13 protein-coding genes are annotated in these 17246 nt (G+C 38.3%); 7 read left to right on the forward strand and 6 right to left on the reverse strand.

The window, feature by feature from the left end; genetic code table 11:
* Positions 1-296: 296 nt before the first annotated feature.
* From rny to DYI03_RS06755, 4 genes are all read right to left on the reverse strand, one after another.
* Positions 297-1835: a ribonuclease Y gene (rny, locus tag DYI03_RS06740; protein WP_004357919.1), complete on the reverse strand. Its 1539-nt coding sequence runs from the start codon at positions 1833-1835 to the stop codon at positions 297-299.
* A gap of 27 nt (positions 1836-1862) precedes the next feature.
* Positions 1863-2156 (reverse strand): cell division protein ZapA, encoded by a 294-nt coding sequence (locus tag DYI03_RS06745; protein ID WP_004357991.1) that lies wholly within the window; start codon positions 2154-2156, stop codon positions 1863-1865.
* 11 nt (positions 2157-2167) lie between these two features.
* Positions 2168-2461, reverse strand: a complete 294-nt coding sequence (locus DYI03_RS06750; protein ID WP_004358077.1) for a hypothetical protein — start codon at positions 2459-2461, stop codon at positions 2168-2170.
* Between the two features lie 91 nt (positions 2462-2552).
* Positions 2553-3188, reverse strand: coding sequence for a hypothetical protein (locus DYI03_RS06755; RefSeq protein ID WP_021669379.1), 636 nt, complete (start codon positions 3186-3188; stop codon positions 2553-2555).
* 629 nt (positions 3189-3817) lie between these two features.
* Between DYI03_RS06755 and rfbA the strand changes: the two genes are divergently transcribed.
* From rfbA to DYI03_RS06770, 3 genes are all read left to right on the forward strand, one after another.
* On the forward strand, positions 3818-4702 hold the full coding sequence (gene rfbA / locus DYI03_RS06760; protein WP_004357993.1) for a glucose-1-phosphate thymidylyltransferase RfbA: 885 nt from the start codon (positions 3818-3820) through the stop codon (positions 4700-4702).
* Between the two features lie 17 nt (positions 4703-4719).
* Positions 4720-7212 carry a GumC family protein gene (locus DYI03_RS06765; protein WP_021669380.1) on the forward strand — a complete coding sequence of 831 codons (2493 nt, stop codon included), beginning with the start codon at positions 4720-4722 and terminating at the stop codon, positions 7210-7212.
* 164 nt (positions 7213-7376) lie between these two features.
* A complete protein-coding gene (locus tag DYI03_RS06770) occupies positions 7377-7802 on the forward strand; it encodes a BT0820 family HAD-type phosphatase (protein WP_004358083.1) in 426 nt (141 codons plus the stop codon).
* 108 nt (positions 7803-7910) lie between these two features.
* Here DYI03_RS06770 and DYI03_RS06775 read toward each other — a convergent pair whose 3' ends face one another.
* Positions 7911-8876 carry a hypothetical protein gene (locus DYI03_RS06775; RefSeq protein ID WP_021669382.1) on the reverse strand — a complete coding sequence of 322 codons (966 nt, stop codon included), beginning with the start codon at positions 8874-8876 and terminating at the stop codon, positions 7911-7913.
* A gap of 27 nt (positions 8877-8903) precedes the next feature.
* The gene (locus DYI03_RS06780; RefSeq protein ID WP_021669383.1) at positions 8904-9857 is read right to left on the reverse strand and encodes an aldose epimerase family protein; all 954 of its coding nucleotides are present in this window, start codon (positions 9855-9857) and stop codon (positions 8904-8906) included.
* A 729-nt stretch (positions 9858-10586) separates the two neighbouring features.
* On the opposite strand from DYI03_RS06780, the gene ftcD reads away from it, so the two are divergent.
* The 4 genes from ftcD (at position 10587) to hutI (ending at position 17213) form a co-directional block, all read left to right on the forward strand.
* Positions 10587-12290, forward strand: a complete 1704-nt coding sequence (ftcD, locus tag DYI03_RS06785; RefSeq protein WP_021669385.1) for a glutamate formimidoyltransferase — start codon at positions 10587-10589, stop codon at positions 12288-12290.
* A gap of 130 nt (positions 12291-12420) precedes the next feature.
* Entirely contained in the window at positions 12421-14418 is a 1998-nt protein-coding gene (locus DYI03_RS06790; RefSeq protein ID WP_021669386.1) for a urocanate hydratase, read from the forward strand.
* Positions 14419-14496: 78 nt separating this feature from the next.
* The gene (gene hutH / locus DYI03_RS06795; RefSeq protein ID WP_021669387.1) at positions 14497-15972 is read left to right on the forward strand and encodes a histidine ammonia-lyase; all 1476 of its coding nucleotides are present in this window, start codon (positions 14497-14499) and stop codon (positions 15970-15972) included.
* Entirely contained in the window at positions 15969-17213 is a 1245-nt protein-coding gene (gene hutI, locus DYI03_RS06800) for an imidazolonepropionase (protein ID WP_021669388.1), read from the forward strand. The genes hutH and hutI overlap by 4 nt, the downstream gene beginning before the upstream one ends.
* The last annotated feature ends 33 nt before the right edge of the window (positions 17214-17246 follow it).

Raw genomic sequence — 17246 nt, forward strand, 5'->3', positions numbered from 1 at the left:
TACCTTTTTTTATTAGATTTGAATACAATTTATGAGCAAAAAACTTTGTAAAACAAAGATATAAAGCATCTTTTTGTATAATACTCTTTTATTTTATAGTTTGCAAAAATACGAATAAATAGTTGAAAATTACTATCTTAAATATAAAAAATCGCTATAAACAATGAAAAAGTAATATTTTTGTTTATGTTTCATTGCAAAAGATATTGCGAAAATAACATCAAAACATTATGTTTAAAACAAAAAAGGGTAGCACCCACCAGAGCAACTACCCTATAAACCTTCGAAAATCTTTATTATTTAGCGTAGGAAACGCTACGTGTTTCGCGAATAACTGTAATTTTAACTTGCCCAGGATAAGTCATTTCGTTTTGAATTTTCTCAGCTATTTCGCTGCTTAACTTTTCGCTTTCTGCATCGTCCATCTTGTCTGCACCGACAATGACACGAAGTTCGCGACCTGCTTGAATAGCGTAAGTCTTGGTAACTCCAGGATAACTCATTGCGATTGCTTCCAAATCGTTCAAGCGTTTGATATAAGCCTCAACAATTTCACGGCGAGCACCAGGGCGAGCGCCTGAAATTGCGTCACAAACTTGTACGATTGGTGCAATAAGACTAGTCATTTCTACTTCATCATGGTGTGATGCAATAGCGTTACAAACCTCTGGTTTTTCCTTAAATTTCTCAGCTATACGACCACCATATAAAGCATGTGGAAGTTCTGTTTCCTCGTCTGGCACCTTACCAATATCGTGTAACAAACCAGCACGTTTAGCTTTTTTAGGGTTCAAGCCAAGTTCGCTTGCCATAATTCCACAAAGATTGGCTGTTTCGCGAGCGTGCTGCAACAAGTTTTGTCCGTATGATGAACGGTATTTCATCTTACCTACAATACGAATTAACTCTGGGTGCAAACCATGAATACCCAAATCGATAGCTGTACGCTTGCCCGTTTCGATGATTTCGTTCTCCAATTGCTTTTTCACTTTGGCAACAACCTCTTCAATACGAGCTGGGTGAATACGACCATCGGATACCAATTGATGGAGTGCCAAGCGACAAATTTCACGACGAACAGGGTCGAACGCAGAAATAACGATAGCTTCAGGTGTATCATCAACAACGATTTCTACGCCTGTTGCTGCTTCCAATGCACGGATATTGCGACCTTCACGACCAATAATACGTCCCTTAACTTCATCGCTATCAATGTGGAAAACACTGACAGAGTTCTCAATAGCTGTTTCAGTAGCAACACGTTGGATAGTTTGTATCACTATCTTTTTTGCTTGTTGATTAGCATTTAATTTTGCTTCATCAACAATTTCATTGATATAAGAAGCTGCATCAAGTTTTGCTTGGTCCTTTAAGCTCTCAACAAGGCGTGCTTTTGCTTCTTCAGCACTTAATCCTGAGAGTTCTTCCAACTTAGCTCGCTCCAAACCTTTTTGTTTTTCCAACTCTTGTTCCTTGAGTGCTAAGAGTTTTTTATCGTTCTCTACACGCTGCAATTGTTGTTCAACTTCTTGTTTACGACGATTTAAATCGTCTTGACGCTGTACAAGAGTGGTTTCTTTTTGCTTCAAACGATTCTCGTTTTGCTGAATTTTTTGGTTGCGTTGCTGTACTTCTTTTTCAAGTTCACTTTTCTTATTGAGGAACTTTTCCTTTACTTCTAATAGCTTTTTCTCTTTTAAAACTTCTGCTTCTTTCTCTGCTTTTGTGATAGTGTCCTTATATATTCCTGTAATAAGGTAACGGAAAACTGCATAGCCTGCTGCAAAGCCAACTATTAGGCATGCAAAAGCTATTATAATTGATGTAATCGTCATTTAAAATTGTATGTTTATTATTCTTGGTTACTTCTTTAATGTATCTTCTATTTCAGCGGTTAATTTTCCAAGAATATCTATGTATGGTGCAGTATCATTGCGCACTCCATCTTTTTTATATTTTAAAGCTATTTCCAACATTGCCATATACAGAATGTCTTTATCGCTTTTTTTTGTTTTAAAGATTTGAGCATACTTGTTTACAGTATCTGTAATGAGTTTTGCCGCAGAACGATAATACTCTTCGTCGTTGCGTGGAACGTTTACGGAGAGTTCTGTATCATATACATGCAGCTTTATTTGCAATTTTACGTCAGCCATTGATATTCAAGTTATTTACCACTAATAAGTGTGATACACTTGTTTACGTCACGGATAAGTTTCGATATTCTCTTTTGTGCGCTTTCCATATCGCCATCAGAAATCGTTATCATCTTAGCCATTTTCAATGAGTTATAATCACTTTGCGCCTGTCTCAACTGTGCTTTCAAGGTTTCTATTTCCTTTTCACGCTGATCCACCAAATCATACAACTCGCTGTTTTCGCCTTTTAGTTCTTCGTATTGAAGAATCATTTGGCGTACACGAGTCGCAAACGTGTTTAGTGTCTTCTCATTCGCATCCATTTATATAATCATTTTGGCTACAAATTTACATTAAAGTTTTAATTTAACAAAATTTTCTACCGATTATTTCTTTCCGTAATGTTGAGTTTTGCTATTTTTTTGATGCTTCTTCGTCCTGTTGTTTCGGCTCTTTTTTGGCTAAAAGCACGACTTGATAAACGAAATCTGTTGCCCATTTACGAGAGAATCCCAAACGTTGTGAGAGTTTTCTTACCGACATAACGGTCTTGATTATGCCCGGGTCTGTGAAGTCATTTTTATCATAAATATCGTTGATGGTCTTTTCTGTCAAAGTGTAAATCATCTTTTTGAAAAAACCTGGCAAACGTAATTTATACTTCATAAGGTTTCCGATGAGCATCATAAGGTCTTGCGTGTAAGCCTGAAATTGGAAAAGATAGCTCTGAGCATCTTGTATTTTCTTACAATTTTTCTTAATACTTGCATCTATTTCTTTGAAGAAATTATCATCAGTACCATATAAACTTCTCATTGTTTTGCGGACACTACTTTTCTCTCCTACTCCTAATTTGTTATTAACAGTAGGCACATGGAAAGTTTGTTTATAAGTGCGCAAGTCGGGTAACATTGCTAAACTCGTTATACCTAACTTTTCTGCCAAAGCCGCTTGGAAGTAAACACGAACTAAAGTCATATAGTCATTCATTCCGCCGACCTTTTCTTGTCCTTCGGTATTTCCTTTAAATATTTTTGAAAATATTCCCATTATTAATCGTTATAAATTTGTTAACAAAAAGAACGAACATCTTTTGAAGTGCAAAGTTAAGAAAATAAAATAACATAAAGTGAAAGATGTTGATATTTTTTGCTCATCGCTGTGTGTGAGGGGGTGAAAAATAAATAAAAACGACTTAAATCCAACACCGTGAAACATTATTTTTAAGTTATATGAAATGCTATGAAAAAACGATACCTATTGTTTTGCAATAAAAAAGAGCCTATTTTGAAGTTCAAAACCTATTGTTTTGCTTTTTGAAACAATAGATATGGATTTTAGTTCTATTTTGATTGACCGTGAAACATTACATTTCGTCAGATAAAACCAAAACTTATCGAAACTTTTTCGGTAGACAAGTTGAATTTTAGCAAACTTTTTCGACCCATACGATAAGTTTTGTAATAATAAAAATATTTTTTATACAATATGCGTTAAATTCCAATTTAATTGATTACCTTTGCGAACATAAAACAAAATAACTCGGAATGGAATGAGAAATAGACCATAAAAGTAAGCTTACTATTAAGATTTCATATCTACAATAAGTCTATTTTCTTGCGTAAATACTCATTCTTACTGGGAAAATCTTATCACAATAGAACCAAAATCAAAGAAAAATGAAAGGTATTGTTCTTGCAGGAGGCTCAGGCACACGCCTCTATCCGATAACAAAGGGTATAAGTAAACAACTGATACCGATATATGATAAACCAATGATTTATTATCCTATTTCCGTTCTTATGCTTGCAGGAATTAAGGAAATCTTGATTATATCTACTCCATACGACTTGCCAGGTTTCAAACGTCTTCTTGGAGACGGACATGAACTCGGTGTTAAGTTTGAATATGCAGAACAACCTTCTCCAGATGGACTTGCACAAGCATTTATTATAGGCGAAAAATTCATTGGAAACGATTCCGTTTGTTTAGTACTCGGCGATAATATCTTTTACGGAGCAGGCTTCACTGGATTGCTTAACGAAAGCGTTAAAACAGCTGAAGAACAAGGAAAAGCTACCGTCTTCGGCTATTTTGTGAATGACCCAGAACGCTATGGAGTAGCAGAATTTGACAAATCGGGTAATTGTTTAAGCATCGAAGAAAAACCAAAGAGTCCAAAAAGTAATTACGCAGTCATAGGTTTGTACTTCTATCCAAATAGTGTTGTCGAAATAGCCAAGAACATTAAACCTTCTGAACGTGGCGAACTTGAAATAACAACCGTTAATCAAGTTTATCTAAGTCAAAAGGAATTGATGGTACAAACATTGCAACGCGGATTCGCATGGTTAGATACGGGTACACACAATAGCTTATACGAAGCAAGTACATTCATTGAATGTATCGAAAAAAGACAAGGTTTAAAGATTGCTTGCCTTGAAGAAATAGCCTACAAAAAAGGCTGGATAACAACAGAACAATTAAAAGAGAATGCAGAGTCAATGAAGAAAAACGAATACGGACAATACCTTTTAAGACTTGCAAACGAAAAGAATCAATAGGATTACACGATTTTATAATGGAAGAAAATAAGAATGTAGACAAGGATTACGGACAGGAAAAGGCTGAAAAATCATCTATAAATTTTCAGCTAATTATTCGTACAATAATCCTTAATTGGTATTGGTTTATCTTATCAACCATCATTTGTATGGGCTTAGCTGCTATCTATTTGCGCTACACGACACCAACGTATCAAACAATAGCAAAACTGCTCATCAAAGACCAAGAAAATAATAAAAGACAATCCATCGCAAATGCCACAAACCTTGGCATTATGTCAAACTCTGCAGGTATAGATAATGAAATGGAAATTATCAAATCACGTTCCGTTTCACAAGATGCCGTGCGAGATTTAAAACTCTATGTAAATTATTCTACAAAAGGAAGAGTAAAAGAAATTACCTATTATGGCAACCAACCTCTAAACGTTGATATTGACAAAGAACACTTAGAGCGAATCAATAGCCCAATCACTTTGAATATCAAACGTGATAGTATGACTTACAAAATATCAGGTTCTTATTCTGTTCCTACGGGAGAAAGAAGTTCGCAAGGACCATATTCAATAAATCGTACCATCTCATCTTTGCCACAAACTATTCTCACTCGTGCTGGAGCTATCACCATTACTTCAAACGAAGGAAAATTAATGAGAAAGGGAGAAGAATTGAATGTTGTCATATACTCTCCTAAAATGGCTTGCGATAAGTATGTCAATTCACTGACAGTCAACTCATATGCAAAGGGAACAAGCATTGCTCAACTCACCATTATAGATGAGATTCCTGATCGCAGCATTGACTATTTAAAACAACTCGTCATTGTTTACAACCGTCAAGCGAACGAAGACAAAAATACAATTGCACTCCGTACTGACCGCTTTATTAATACTCGTTTGGATAAAATCAGTAAAGAATTAGGAGAAACTGAAGGAAAAATTCAAAATTATAAGCAACAAAATGGAGTAATTGAGCAACAAATAAATGCCTCAAATAGTTTCTCTAATCAAAATGCTTCAGAACAAAAAATGGCTGATATTGAAACTCAAATAGAGTTATTCAACAGCATTGCTTCTGAAATAAAAACTTCTGCAAGAGACCTAACTCAGGTTATTCCTTCAAACATTGGCTTGTCTGATGCCACCGCATCAAGCCTTATTAACAAATATAACGAACTCGTTTTAGAGAGAAACAGACTCCTTCGCAGTGCATCTATTAATTCTCCAGTAGTTGCACCACTAACTGACCAGATAAAAAACCTAAACGTAAATATTCGACGTGCGATTGAAACAGCTCGCAAAAACTTAGAAATTCAACGCAATGCAATTGCTGGTCAATTCACAAAATACAACAATGAAGTAACAGAAGCTCCTCTCCAAGAACGAATGTTACAATCGATTGGAAGAGAACAAGAAGTCCGTTCTGGCTTGTATTTGATGCTGCTTCAAAAGCGTGAAGAAAACAATATTTCATTGGCAGCTATCGTAGATAAAGGTAAATTGATAGATGAACCTCAGTTTGCAGGACAGGTTAGCCCTAACCAAAACCTCATTTATCTCATCGGTTTGATTATAGGTTTATCCTTACCAGCACTTATTTTGCTCCTCATTCAATTACTTCGCTATAAGATTGAAGGGCACGATGATGTTGCAAGACTTACGACACTACCTATCATTGCAGACGTTCCTGTTGCAAATGAAGCAGCAAAAGGTAAAGCAGATATCGTTGTTCACGAAAATCAAAACAACCAAATGGAAGAGATTTTCCGTGCAATGCGTACCAATATTCAGTTTGTATTAACGGAAGGACAAAAGGTTATTCTCTTTACATCATCTACCTCTGGTGAGGGAAAAACCTTTGCAGCTGCCAATCTTGCAGTAAGTTTCGCACTTTTAGGCAAAAAGGCTATCCTTGTAGGATTGGATATTCGTCGTCCACGTTTGGCAGAGCAATTTAAGATAAATGACCACAAACATGGTATAACGAACTTGTTATTAAAGAATGAACCAACAGTAGAAGACTTGCGAGAGCAAATCCTTCCATCAGGTATAAATAGCAATTTGGATTTGTTAATGGCAGGTCCTATTCCTCCAAACCCAGCAGAATTGATTGCACGCCAATCATTGAACACTGTATTTGAGCTTTTGCGGTCAGAATATGACTACATTCTTGTTGATACAGCCCCTGTTGGATTGGTTACAGACACACTCCAATTAGGTAGAATTGTTGATGCAACAGTTTATATATGCCGCGCCGATTACACATTAAAGTCATCATTCGATATGATTAATACACTTGCAGAAGAAAAGAAACTGCCTAAGATGAATATTGTTCTCAATGGTGTTGATATGTCGAAGAAGAAGTATGGCTACTACTATGGCTACGGAAAATATGGAAAATATGGGCGCTATGGTTACGGAAAATATGGGAAATATGGTTCTTACGGGAACTATGGAAATTACTCAAATAGCCACTATGGCAATAAGAATGATAAATCCATAAAACGATAAAAGAAATATAAGATAGGAAGTGGGGGATATTTACATTACCACACTTCCTATTTTTTATTTTATAAACGACTTCATTATTTTCTTAATAACATATTCCGCTTTTCTCAATAACAAATTATTTTTTTACAAGCAGCATTTTAATTTATTTACAAGGATAAGATAACATGGTAATTGCAGTTGATTTCGATGGTACAATCGTCGAACACAGATACCCAAAGATAGGAAATGAGATTCCATTTGCTACAGAAACATTAAAAGAATTGATAAAAGATGGTCATCAACTCATCTTGTGGAGCGTCCGCGAAGGCGACCTTTTACAAGAAGCAGTAGACTGGTGTCATGAGCGTGGTGTTGATTTTTGGGCAATCAATAGGGACTATCCTGAAGAAGAAGAACATAAAAACAATAATTTCTCACGCAAATTAAAAGTTGAAATGTTCATTGATGATAGAAATTTAGGCGGTCTTCCCGATTGGGGGACTATCTATCAAATGATTAAAAACCATACCACATGGGAAAGTATGGGTTATGGTTTGCACAATCTTCAAGACCAAGAGCCCAAAAGAAAGAAACATTGGTGGAATTTTTAAGATAGATTACAAGAAAATATAGGCTCTTTTGCGCAATCAAAAGAGCCTATATTTTTATCATTAAGATGCCTAATCTTTACATTTCCCTTCTAAATGTAAAGTAAAACACTATCCTTTGAATATCCAATCTATGGTTTCCTCCGACATTTCAGCACTGTCTTCAATGATAGAAAAAGCCTTTGGGTCAGGATTTTTTACCTCAATATTGACCTTTGTCATTACGTTTCGCTTCATCACTATCGTACGATTTTCCGTTTTTATAGTACCGTCAGCCTTTGTCCACTTCAATATAAAGTAGAACTTCCCATTGTAGCCTTCTTCAATAGCTTTCTCCAAAGTTGCAAAAGAATAGATGGATGCATGGTCATATTTTGGGTCTTTAGAAGTAATCGTAAGGACATAATCCTCCAAGAATGTTACCTCCAACGTTCCTTCTTCGGGCGGAGCAACCACCAAACGCACTCCAAAGACTGTACATTTGGTTGCCAATTTAACTTTATCGGCAGTCTTTGGTGCAAATTCTTCTGATTTCCCATATTGCTTTATCATGCGAGGACTCCACACTTTTTGGGCTTCTGAGATTTGAGTTTGCACCCCTGAAAGATTCGAAAAGTTTACTGATGATGATTTCACAAATTTGTTTTCAAGTTTTGTAGGAATCATTTTCGTACCTTTTAAGAATGGTGCCATGTAGCCTTCAGTACTATTAAACACTGCATCTTCGCCTTCCTCAACTATCAAACATTCAAATGAATATGTATTTTCTTCGTCCAAAACAATATTCATCTTTGAACTATCATCGAATAAACCGTAAGCAAACTTACTAAACTCAGCCTGCCCAGGCTTCTTTTGAAAAACATTTACTGCATACAATTTCTGTTTTACAGCTCGAGATTTAGGGACAAACAAAGACATTTCAGACACGGTTATATCTTCATTGATAACCAATGACACTTGTTTTTTCTTACCTTTTTTAAGAGGTTCATCTGGGTTTTCGTCCAAAATTTCCTTTCCACACGATGAAAATAGCATTACAATGATTACTGCAATGAATGAAAATTTAAGATGTTTCATTAGTATTAAACGATAAATTTATAGGTTTTATTTTTCCACAGCAGTCTTCATTATCAATGGTGGATCAGTTGTAAAGATAAAAACTGTTGCTGCATGAAAAACTTGACCTGGGTTTATATTTGTATTAATTCTTTCTTTATTTTCATCATATCCCGTATGCAAAGGTTGAAACGATATTCCTTTGCTTTTTTTACCATACGAATTGACCAATAATGTCGGTTCATACGTGTAAATAGTCATCACTCTTCCACTTTGTGCATCAAACAAGATGGCAGCAGGTTTCTGTATATTTGAAGGGTAACGCAATTGGAAAGCATGATTATAACCATCTTCCAATTCCCCTATTCGTTCCCCTATTTCTCGTGGCTGAATGAAATTTAATGGTGTAAATCTTACATTTTCTTGTTCGCCAGTAAGTTCAAATTTGTCGTTAAATAAATTTGTTTTACACGAATTAATCCATAAGTTTTGATTCAAAATGGAGCGTTCTAAGTCGCCTGAAAGATTAAAAACAATTCCGTTTGATAGTTTAAATTGCGTAGGCGCAGTCGATATCATACGATAATCAATGTCCAAAGCATTTTGGTCAGACAAGGTATAAGTAACTGTAAAGTTCATTTTCCCGTCAAATTTCCCTTCCTCCCCTTCTGCTATATAACGAAACGTAACCGATTGCTTATCAGCAACAACCACGTCCCAAACCTTTTCCGACAAAGTATTGTTTACTTTTCCGTCAAAACTCATAACAGTTGCTCCCAGCGTAGGGTTATCTTTGTAGTCAGAAACATGTTGATAACCTTTCACAACAGGTTCCAAACGACCGTTCCAATTGTAAGCATAGAGCGACATTAGGCGTGCTCCGTAATTAGTAACTACGGCTTTCATACCCATATCGTTCGTCAATTGGAATGTTTGAATCTCTTGTCCAAACATTGTAAAGGCATATAAAAATGCTAATATGGTAAGACTAAAGTGCTTCATTTTGCGTGCGTTTTATTGTCAAATCCGCTGAAACGTATGACATTGTTCTGTTGCAAATATAATAAAAAAATGTTATATACCACTTGAAAAATATAAAAAATAGTTTAGTCCTATGCTGTTTGTCTGAAATATTAAAGTTCATTCTCTTCGGAAAAGTATGGAAAAATAGAACAATTTTCGTATTTGAAGGAAGTTAAATTATATATTTGAAAATAAAACCTATTGTATAGAACTAAAAAAGAGCCTATTTTGAGCCCCGAAATAGGCTCTTTTTTTGAGCGAAACAATGGTTTTTAAAAAGCAGAAGTACAAGAATGACATAACAAGCTAATAATCAAATGATTACAAAACAAATTCCAATTAGGAGCATTTTTTAGTTATTAAGAACACGAATTTAGAACAATTCTTCTCATGAATATAAGTCTTTATGCCACATAGTTTTAATTCCTATCGAGCTAAAAAACTATTCTTCATTACCAGCATTATACAAACACAATGTTAGACCCCTAAAACAAGAAATAAAAAGAAACTAAACATCGTCAAGTTACGAATTAACACGAAACAATAAACCTATTTAAAACAAATTTTGAGATACGAAACAACCAGATTGCGGTAAAAAAAAGACTTTTTTGAATAGTTTAAGGAGAAATATTTTGTAGATTGCAACGTATTTCTTACTTTTACACCGTAAAGAAACTATTGCCTAAAATTTAATATTAAATAATAAAAATGGTACAAGAAAAACAAATCGTTGAGTGTGTCCCTAACATCAGTGAGGGACGAAACAAAGAAGTTATTAAACAAGTTACCGACGAAATTGAAGCAGTAAAAGGTGTTAAACTTTTGGACGTAGACCCAGGAGAAGCTACAAACCGCACTGTTATAACATTTGTTGGCACTCCAGACGTTGTTGTAGAAGCTGCTTTCCGTTGTGTAAAGAAAGCTGCTCAACTCATTGATATGCGCCAACATCATGGCGCACACCCACGTATGGGCGCAACTGACGTATGCCCATTAATCCCTGTTTCAGGTATTACATTGGAAGAATGTGCAGAGTTGGCACGCAAATTGGCTGAACGTATTGCAACAGAATTGCAAGTTCCTTGCTATTGCTACGAGGCTGCTGCAAGAACTCCAGAACGCCGTAACCTCGCTATTTGCCGTAAGGGCGAATACGAAGGATTGCAAGAAAGAATGACTATTGAGGCTGAAGCACCTGACTTTGGTGCACGTGCTTGGGACGAAGGTGTTGCTCGCACAGGTTGTACAGCCGTTGGCGCACGCGATTTCTTGATTGCTACAAACTTCAATTTGAACACAACTTCTACTCGCCGTGCTAATGCTATTGCGTTCGATGTACGCGAAAAAGGTCGTCCACAACGTGAAGGTGGTTCTCCAGTAGGCAAACCAATGAAGGACGAAAACGGCAAAACAATTATGATTCCTGGCACCTTAAAGGGTACAAAGGCTATCGGTTGGTTCATCGATGAATACGGTATTGCACAGGTTTCTATGAACATTACCAACATTAACGAAACTCCATTGCACATTGCTTTCGACGAAGTTTGTCGTTGCGCTACCAATCGTGGCATTCGAGTAACAGGTACAGAAATCGTTGGTTTGATACCAAAACGCACTTTGATAGATGCTGGTAAATACTTCTTGAGAAAGCAAAATCGCTCAACAGGTATCCCAGAAGAAGATATTTTACAAATCGCTATCAAGTCTATGGGCTTAGACGATTTGAAAGAATTTAACCCACGTGAAAAAGTAATTGAATATCTTTTAGAAGACGAAGATAAGAGTGCTAAACTCATAGACCTTACTGTTAAAGGCTTTGCAGACGAAACTTCACGCGAATCTCCAGCTCCTGGTGGTGGTACAATCTCTGCTTATATGGGTGCTTTAGGTGCTGCGCTCGGCACAATGGTAGCCAATCTTTCAAGCCATAAGGCAGGTTGGGACGCTCGTTGGGAAGAGTTTAGCAACTGGGCAGACAAGGGTCAGAAGATTCAATCAGAATTGATGAATCTCGTTGATGAGGATACCGAAGCGTTCAACCGCATTATGGAAGCCTTCGGTTTGCCAAAGGGAACAGACGAAGAAAAGGCTGCTCGCTCTGCTGCGATACAAGCTGCAACTTTGTTTGCTACTCAAGTTCCTCTCCACACTATGCAAGCATCGTTCAAAGTGTTTGAACTTTGCAAGGCAATGGCAGAGGAAGGCAATCCAAATAGTGTTTCTGACGCTGGTGTTGGCGTGTTGGCAGCTCGTGCAGCAGTCTTGGGTGCAGGCTTAAACGTTAAGATTAACGCCTCAGGATTGAAAGACCGTGAAACAGCAGACAAACTTGTTGGCGAGGCTAACGAACTCATTAAGGAAGCTAATGAGCTTGAAGCAGAAATCATGAAGATTGTAGAAGCAAAATTATAAAACAAGTTTCGAAGAAGTTAAAGGAGTTTTTTAGAAAAGATTGTTTACTTTTACACCTTAATATAATAGGTGGAAACAAAACTTCTCTAACTCCTTTCGATTTCTTTGATGAATATAAAAACAATGCAAAATGACTAAAGAACAATTTATTGCAGATATCCGTGCAGGAATACCTGACACATTACCTGAAGTACAGGCATACGACCCAAACATTAACCATGCGCCAAAGCGTAAGGAAATACTTACTGACGAAGAAAAAAAATTGGCTCTTCGCAATGCTTTGCGCTATTTCCCAAAGAAATTCCACGCTACTTTAGCACCTGAATTTGCTAAAGAATTAGAAACCTACGGACGCATTTATATGTATCGCTTCCGCCCTACATACGAAATGTATGCACGTCCAATCGATGAGTATCCACACAATTCGCAACAAGCTGCTGCCATCATGATGATGATTCAAAACAACTTGGACAAAGCTGTGGCTCAACACCCACACGAATTGATTACATACGGCGGTAATGGTGCTGTGTTCCAAAACTGGGCGCAATATCGCTTGGTTATGAAATATTTAAGCGAAATGACCGATGAGCAAACCCTCGTGATGTATTCTGGACACCCTCTTGGTCTTTTCCCATCTCATAAAAATGCTCCACGCGTGGTTGTAACAAATGGTATGGTTATCCCTAACTATTCAAAACCAGACGATTGGGAACGTTTTAACGCATTGGGTGTGAGCCAGTATGGTCAGATGACAGCTGGTTCTTACATGTACATCGGTCCTCAAGGCATCGTTCACGGAACAACTATTACCGTTTTGAACGCTGCTCGTAAGGTAGGTGGCGACAATATGAAACTCTTTGTTACTGCTGGTCTTGGCGGTATGTCAGGCGCACAACCAAAGGCTGGTAACATTGCAGGCGTTGTTAGCGTAACAGCAGAAATCAATCCATTGGCTGCTCGCAAGCGTTATGACCAAGGTTGGGTAGACGAATTGCACGAAAGTCTTGACGAATTGATACCTGCTATCCGCAAGGCAGTGGAAGAAAAACGTGTTGTTTCAATGGCTTACGTTGGTAATGTAGTAGACCTTTGGGAACGTTTGGCTGAAGAAAATATCCGTGTAGACCTTGGTTCTGACCAAACATCGCTCCATAATCCATGGGCTGGTGGTTACTATCCTGTAGGCGTTTCATTGGAAGAAAGCAAGCGCATGATGGCTGAAGAACCAGAAAAGTTCAAAGAAAAGGTACAAGAATCTTTGCGTCGTCAGGTTGCAGCAATCAACAAACTTACCGCTAATGGTATGTATTTCTTCGACTATGGTAACGCTTTCCTTTTGGAATCAAGTCGTGCTGGTGCTGATATTATGGGCGAAAACAGCAAATTCCGTTATCCTTCATACGTTCAAGACATCATGGGTCCTATGTTCTTCGACTATGGCTTTGGTCCTTTCCGTTGGGTATGTACATCAGGCGACCCTAAAGATTTGGAAACAACAGACCGCATTGCAGCCGAAGTTCTCGAAGATTTGCGTAAGGTTTCTACTCCAGATATTGTTGGACAAATGGACGATAATATCCATTGGATTAAGGAAGCAGGTAAGAATAAACTCGTTGTAGGCTCTCAAGCTCGTATTCTTTACGCTGATTCTGAAGGTCGTACAAAGATAGCTTTGGCTTTCAATGAAGCTATTAAGCGTGGCGAAATTAGCCGTCCTATCGTTTTAGGTCGCGACCACCACGATGTTTCTGGTACTGATTCTCCATTCCGTGAGACAAGTAATATCTACGATGGTTCTCAATTCTGCGCTGATATGGCGGTTCAAAACGTTATTGGCGACTCTTTCCGTGGTGCTACTTGGGTTTCTATCCACAACGGTGGTGGCGTTGGCTGGGGAGAAGTTATGAACGGTGGTTTCGGTATGGTTATCGATGGTGGCGAAGACTCAGAACGCCATATCCGTCAAATGCTCCTTTGGGACGTAAACAATGGTATTTCTCGTCGCAGTTGGGCTCGCAACGAGGGTTCTATGGACGCTATCAAACGTGAAATGGAGCGTACTCCAGGACTTTGCGTTACTATGCCTAACCTTGTTGATGACGATATTATCAACGAAGCATATAAATAAAATTTATTCACAGATAGGGTTTCAAAACTCTATCTGTGAATTTTCATTTAATAACAAGTTAACTTTTAAAATAAAATTATGACACATAAGATTAGTGCCGAACATCTTTCAATCGAAAGAATTGGCGAAATTATCGACAACAATATTAAGCTTGAACTTTCTGACGATGCTCGTAATCGCATTGTTCGTTGCCGTGAATATTTGGATAAGAAAATCGAAACTTCAGACAAACCTATCTATGGTGTAACAACAGGTTTCGGTTCATTGTGCAAAATCTCTATCGACAAGCAACAACTCTCTGACCTTCAAAAGAATTTGATGATGTCTCACGCTTGTGGTGTAGGTGATAGAGTACCTAACGAAATCGTTAAAATCATGTTGTTACTCAAGATTCAATCTTTGAGCTATGGTTTCTCAGGTTGCCAATTGGTAACTGTTGAACGTTTGATTGATTTCTTCAACAACGATATTTACCCAGTTGTTTACATGCAAGGTTCACTTGGTGCATCTGGCGACCTTGTTCCTTTGGCTCACCTCTGCTTGCCACTCTTAGGCATTGGTAGCGTTGAAATGAACGGCGAGGTTATTTCAGGCGAAGAAATGTTGAAGAAGATGAACTGGCAACCTATCCAACTCGTTTCTAAAGAAGGTCTTGCGCTCCTCAATGGTACTCAAAACATGAATTCATTTGCAGTTTGGTGCTTGCTCCAAGCTCAACGTTTGAGCGACTGGGCAGACAAGATTGGTACCATGTCTTTAGAGGCTTACGATGGTAGAATAGAACCTTTCACACACGCAGTACACGCTGTTCGCCCTCACCAAGGTCAAATAGAAACAGCAGCACGTATTCGTGAATTGCTCGAAGGTAGCGAACTCATCAAGCAACCTAAGGTAAACGTACAAGACCCTTACTCTTTCCGTTGTATGCCACAGGTTCATGGTGCTTCAAAGGATACTATCCGTTACGTTAAATCAGTAATTGACATTGAAGTAAACGCAGCTACTGACAACCCAACTGTTTGTCCTGACGAAGATTTGGTTATCTCTGCTGGTAACTTCCATGGCGAACCTATCGCTCAGCCAATGGACTTTCTCGCTATCGCTCTTTGCGAATTGAGCAATATTTCAGAACGCCGTATCTATAAATTGGTATCTGGTACACGCGACCTTCCAAGTTTCTTAGTAGCTAAACCAGGCGTAAACAGCGGTTTTATGATTCCACAATATACCGCAGCTTCTATCGTAAGCCAAAGCAAAATGTACTGTACACCTGCTTCTGCCGACAGCATTCCTTCTTCACAAGGACAGGAAGACCACGTCAGCATGGGTGCGAACGCAGCTACAAAGCTCTATCAAGTAGTACTGAATACAGAGCGTGTACTCGCTATCGAACTTTTCAATGCAGCACAGGCACTTGAATTCCGCCGTCCATTGAAGTCTTCTCCAGCAATCGAAGCTATTTTCGAAGCTTATCGCAAGGTGGTACCATTCGTTGAAAACGACCAATTCATGGCTCCACACATCGCTAAGTCAGTAGATTTCCTCCGCAAATGAAACTTTTAATCACAAATATTGGCATTCTCGCAGGCATCGGACACGAAGGTAAACGATGCTTGCGAGGAGCTGAAATGGCACAACTAAACACCATTGAAAATGCTTTTTTATACGTTGAAGATGGTCGAATTGTGTCATACGGCTCACGTGTTGATATGCCACAAATTGAGAGAAATACATTAGTTGTTGATGCTGAAGGCGGAACAGTAATGCCTTCTTTCTGCGATTCTCACACCCATGTGGTTTATGCAGGCAGCCGTGAGGGCGAATTTGTAGATAAAATTCGTGGATTGAGCTATGCAGAAATCGCAAAACGTGGTGGTGGTATCCTCAATTCAGCCGACCGTTTGCACGAATTAACCGAAGATGAACTTTACGAACAAGCTATGAAGCGTGTCGATGAAGTCATTCGCAAGGGAACAGGTGCAATGGAAATCAAGAGTGGCTATGGCTTAAATCTTGAAGACGAGCTAAAAATGTTGCGTGTCATTCGCCGCATCAAACAGACAGCCCCTGTAAAAGTGGTAGCCAATTTCCTTGGTGCGCACGCAGTAGGTCGTGAATATGCTGGTCGTCAAGCTGAATATGTAGACCATATTATCAACGATATGTTGCCAGCAGTAGCCAAAGAAAATCTTGCAGAGTTCATTGATGTATTCTGCGATGAAGGTTTCTTTACTCCTGACGAAACACGTCGTTTGCTCCAAGCAGGTGCAAAATACGGTCTTCGTGGTAAAATTCATGGCGAAGAACTCGCTGTTTCAGGCGGTGTTGAAGTAGCCGTTGAGTGTAACGCACTCTCTGTAGACCACCTTGAAGCCATGGACGACCACGACATAGAGTTGCTAAAAGATTCAGAAACCATGCCAACTGCATTACCAGGTACTTCTTTCTTCCTTAATATGCCTTTTGCTCCAGGTAGAAAGATGATTGATGCTGGTTTACCAATGGCAATTTCATCTGACTACAATCCAGGCTCTACCCCATCGGGCGACATGAAATTTGCAGTTTCTTTAGCATGTATCAAGATGCGTTTGATGCCAGCTGAAGCCATTAACGCAGCAACAATTAACTCTGCTTGCGCCATGGGATTAAGCGAAGAATATGGTTCTATCAGCGTAGGTAAGGTAGCCAACTTCTACATTACCGACCCAATCCCTTCAATCGACTTTATTCCTTACGCTTACACCACACCTATTATTCGCCGAGTATTCCTCAAAGGCGAAGAATATGCAATGTAAACACTTAAATCCCACTGCTCACATTTTGTAGCA

The sequence above is a fragment of the Prevotella disiens genome (assembly GCF_900454955.1).
GTDB lineage: Bacteria > Bacteroidota > Bacteroidia > Bacteroidales > Bacteroidaceae > Prevotella > Prevotella disiens.

Bases quoted from the DNA above. Each gene is read 5' to 3' on its own strand.
- rny (WP_004357919.1), bottom strand. From the start codon at position 1,835: ATGACGATTACATCAATTATAATAGCTTTTGCATGCCTAATAGTTGGC.
- DYI03_RS06745 (WP_004357991.1), bottom strand. From the start codon at position 2,156: ATGGCTGACGTAAAATTGCAAATAAAGCTGCATGTATATGATACAGAA.
- DYI03_RS06750 (WP_004358077.1), bottom strand. From the start codon at position 2,461: ATGGATGCGAATGAGAAGACACTAAACACGTTTGCGACTCGTGTACGC.
- DYI03_RS06755 (WP_021669379.1), bottom strand. From the start codon at position 3,188: ATGGGAATATTTTCAAAAATATTTAAAGGAAATACCGAAGGACAAGAA.
- rfbA (WP_004357993.1), top strand. From the start codon at position 3,818: ATGAAAGGTATTGTTCTTGCAGGAGGCTCAGGCACACGCCTCTATCCG.
- DYI03_RS06765 (WP_021669380.1), top strand. From the start codon at position 4,720: ATGGAAGAAAATAAGAATGTAGACAAGGATTACGGACAGGAAAAGGCT.
- DYI03_RS06770 (WP_004358083.1), top strand. From the start codon at position 7,377: ATGGTAATTGCAGTTGATTTCGATGGTACAATCGTCGAACACAGATAC.
- DYI03_RS06775 (WP_021669382.1), bottom strand. From the start codon at position 8,876: ATGAAACATCTTAAATTTTCATTCATTGCAGTAATCATTGTAATGCTA.
- DYI03_RS06780 (WP_021669383.1), bottom strand. From the start codon at position 9,857: ATGAAGCACTTTAGTCTTACCATATTAGCATTTTTATATGCCTTTACA.
- ftcD (WP_021669385.1), top strand. From the start codon at position 10,587: ATGGTACAAGAAAAACAAATCGTTGAGTGTGTCCCTAACATCAGTGAG.
- DYI03_RS06790 (WP_021669386.1), top strand. From the start codon at position 12,421: ATGACTAAAGAACAATTTATTGCAGATATCCGTGCAGGAATACCTGAC.
- hutH (WP_021669387.1), top strand. From the start codon at position 14,497: ATGACACATAAGATTAGTGCCGAACATCTTTCAATCGAAAGAATTGGC.
- hutI (WP_021669388.1), top strand. From the start codon at position 15,969: ATGAAACTTTTAATCACAAATATTGGCATTCTCGCAGGCATCGGACAC.